Genomic DNA, 2,918 nt, shown 5'->3' with positions numbered 1-2,918 from the left:
GTGCCGGAGAACAGCCCGGCCAGCAGGGCACCACAGGCCGCGGAGGCCAGGAGGATGCCCACCGTGGTCTCTCCCCCGCCGATCATCACCGCGCCGATGGCCGGCAGCAGCGCCCTGGGCGCCGCCAGGATCATGGCCGCCATGTCGATCAGGAAGGTCATGCTGATATTCGGCTGGGTCTTCAGGTAGCGCAGCCCGTCGATGACCGATGAAAGACCCCGTCTGGCGACCTGTTCGGCCGCCGGCAGGGCCGGCAGGCGGAAGACCGACCACACGGCCGCGGTGAACGTGATGGCGTCAAGGGAATACGTCCACTGGTACCCGAACTGGGCCACCAGCAGCCCGCCCAGCAGCGGGCCGACCATCTGCGCCACCCCGAAGGTGACCATGTTCAGCGAATTGGCCGCCGGCAGCAGGTCGCGGCGGACAATGGAGGGAATGATGGCCCCACGGGTGGGCTGGTTGATGCCCGCGGCCGCCGAATGCAGGGCCATCAACCCGTAGAGGACCCACACGCTGCCCACCTGCAGCCACGCCTGCAGCGCCAGCGCGCCGGTGATGACCCACAACGCCAGGGCCGAGTACAGCGCCACCTTGCGCCGGTCGTGCGTGTCGGCGATGGCCCCGCCGTAGAGCCCGGTGATGATCAGCGGCACCAGGGTGAACGCGCCCAGCAAGCCAACACGGAAGCTGGACTGGGTCAGCGCATAGACTTCCAGGCTGACCGCGATCAGGGTCATTTGGGTTCCCACGGCGGAGAGCGAGTTGCCGATCCACAACCGGCGGTAGGCCGGGCTTTGCCGCAGCGGGGCGACATCCATCAAAAAACTGGGCACCCCAAGATCCTACGCATCCTTGCCCCCTCACCGGCTCCCGGGATGGTGGCCCGCCGTCATGTGACGAGATCACCGGTTGACAGATCCCAAGCACCTGCGTGCAATGGTGGGTATGGATTACGCCAAACTGCTGCACGATAACGACCTGAAGGCCACCGGTGCACGTTTGGCGTTGCTCAGGCAGCTGGCCACCGAACCGCACCAGAGCGCCGAGGCCCTGGCCCGCGCCCTGTCCGAGGGTCAGGTCGCACTCAGCTCGCAGGCGGTCTACAACGCGGTCAACGACCTGACCGATCACGGGATCCTGCGCCGGTTCACGGTGCCCGGCACGGCGGCCCGTTATGAGATTGACCCGCACGACAACCACCACCATGCCGTGTGCGTTACGTGCGGGCGGGTGGAGAATGTTCCCTGCGCCCACGGCTCCGCCCCCTGCTTCCACCCCGGTGGGGCCACCAGCTTCAGCATCGACATCGCCGACGTGCTGTTCTACGGGCAGTGCAAGGAAGGCTGTGCGCTGGGCGATCAAGTGGTAGCAGGTTAGGCACCATCCGGTCTATGGGCGGATGAACACGGTTTGTGTAGGGCGCATGACCGAACCGAGGACGAAACCGGGGCGGTGGAGCAGTAACCTTTAATGGCGCCCGTTGCCCCTTGGCAGCTTCCAATGTGGCGTCGCACCCCTTTCCCGGTCCACCACAGATTGGCAACCACAGACTATGACTGACACCGCTGGTGCCTCCCCGCGCTCCCCACGCAGCATTGGCATTTTGCAAGGCACCAGCGCATACCTGGTCTGGGGACTGCTACCGCTGTACTTCCTGTTGCTGCCCGAGATCTCCGCGTTTGAATTCGTGGCACTGCGGGTGGTGTTTTCCCTGGTCTTCTGTTTCCTGCTGCTGGCGGTGACCCGGCAGCTGCGGGACCTGGGGACCTTGCTGCGCGACCGGAAGACCACGGCCCGCCTGGTCCTTGCCAGCGTGCTCATCGCGGTGAACTGGACGCTTTACGCCTTCGCGGTGCTTTCCGGGCACGTGCTGGAGGCCTCGCTGGGCTACTTCATCAACCCTTGGTCGCCATCGCGCTGGGCGTCTTTGTTCTGAAGGAACGCCTCTCGTCCCTGCAGTGGGTGGCCATTGGGTTCGCCGTGGCGGCAGTGGTGGTGCTCACCGCCGGCCTGGGCCGGGTCCCGTGGATCTCCCTGGGCCTGGCCTTCTCCTTCGGACTTTACGGGCTGGTCAAGAACCAGGTGGGCAAGAAGGGCACGGCCCTGGCCACGCTCAGTGTGGAAACCATTGCCCTGACCCCGGTGGCGCTGGTCTTCATTGGGGTGCTGACCTATCAGGCACCTCGGCGCTGTTCGCCGACGGCGTCCCAGGGTTCTGGCTGCTGGCCACCAGCGGGATCATTACCGCGGTGCCGCTGATCCTGTTTGGCGGTGCGGCCCGCCGGCTGCCGCTGAGCACCTGGGTTCCTGCAGTTCCTGGCTCCCATCGGCCAGTTCATCCTGGGCCTGCTGGTGTTCCATGAGGTCATGCCCCTCGAGCGCTGGGTGGGCTTCATCCTGGTCTGGATTGCGGTGATCCTGATCGTGGTTGACATGTTCCGTGCCCCGCGCACCGGTTCCCTGCCCGAGCCCAAGACCGTGAGCTGAGCGGGCCGGCCCGTGCTGCGTTCCCCGCCTCTGGCCGGGCAGGGGGCTTGCCCTGCCCGTGGTGTTCGCTAGGGTGATTTCATGTCCACCCTTCAACAACTGAGCCTGTGCCCGCCCCAACGGCAGGATGTGCCGGAACTGCACCGCATCTTTGCCGACCCCCGGGTGTGGAGCCATGCGCCTGCCAAACGCCATGCCAACGTGGAGAAGACCATGGCCATGGTGGAGGCCTGGCGGGGTTGCTGGCGGCGTGAGGGGTTGGGCCCCTGGGTGATTCGGGCCGCCGGTTCCCGGCAGATCATTGGCTATGGCGGATGTTCGCTTACCCGCAAGTCCTTCTGGAACCTGGGGTACCGGTTCGCGGTGTCCGCCCAGGGGCAGGGCTTCGCCACGCAGGTGGCGCGCCAGGCCGTGGGCCAGGCGAACCG

At 66.3% G+C, this 2,918-nt stretch carries 6 protein-coding genes; 5 read left to right on the top strand and 1 reads right to left on the bottom strand.

The genetic code is table 11. The annotated features are described in order from the left end of the window. On the bottom strand, window positions 1–836 hold an 836-nt coding region (locus JCM19049_RS10865; RefSeq protein ID WP_374700296.1), incomplete at its 3' end, for an MFS transporter. 112 nt (window positions 837–948) lie between these two features. On the opposite strand from JCM19049_RS10865, the gene JCM19049_RS10860 reads away from it, so the two are divergent. The 5 genes from JCM19049_RS10860 to JCM19049_RS10850 all read left to right on the top strand — a co-directional run. Beyond that, window positions 949–1,380, top strand: coding sequence for a Fur family transcriptional regulator (locus JCM19049_RS10860; protein ID WP_054821600.1), 432 nt, complete (start codon window positions 949–951; stop codon window positions 1,378–1,380). Window positions 1,381–1,555: 175 nt separating this feature from the next. After that, a complete protein-coding gene (locus JCM19049_RS20310) occupies window positions 1,556–1,939 on the top strand; it encodes a hypothetical protein (RefSeq protein WP_279402995.1) in 384 nt (127 codons plus the stop codon). Continuing rightward, a complete protein-coding gene (locus tag JCM19049_RS20305) occupies window positions 1,906–2,262 on the top strand; it encodes a hypothetical protein (RefSeq protein WP_279402994.1) in 357 nt (118 codons plus the stop codon). Before JCM19049_RS20310 ends, JCM19049_RS20305 begins: the two co-directional genes overlap by 34 nt. Before the next feature lie 93 nt (window positions 2,263–2,355). Continuing rightward, entirely contained in the window at window positions 2,356–2,490 is a 135-nt protein-coding gene (locus JCM19049_RS20300; RefSeq protein ID WP_279402993.1) for a hypothetical protein, read from the top strand. Between the two features lie 81 nt (window positions 2,491–2,571). Then, window positions 2,572–2,918, top strand: a 347-nt coding sequence (locus tag JCM19049_RS10850) for a GNAT family N-acetyltransferase (protein WP_279402992.1), incomplete at its 3' end; no start/stop codon positions are given.

The sequence above is a fragment of the Arthrobacter sp. JCM 19049 genome, from assembly GCF_001310435.1.
This window is presented reverse-complemented; position numbering and strand designations above follow the sequence as displayed.

What these genes read in the sequence shown, in the direction of transcription:
- JCM19049_RS10860 (WP_054821600.1), top strand. Translation starts at nt 949, where the DNA reads ATGGATTACGCCAAACTGCTGCACGATAACGACCTGAAGGCCACCGGT.
- JCM19049_RS20310 (WP_279402995.1), top strand. Translation starts at nt 1,556, where the DNA reads ATGACTGACACCGCTGGTGCCTCCCCGCGCTCCCCACGCAGCATTGGC.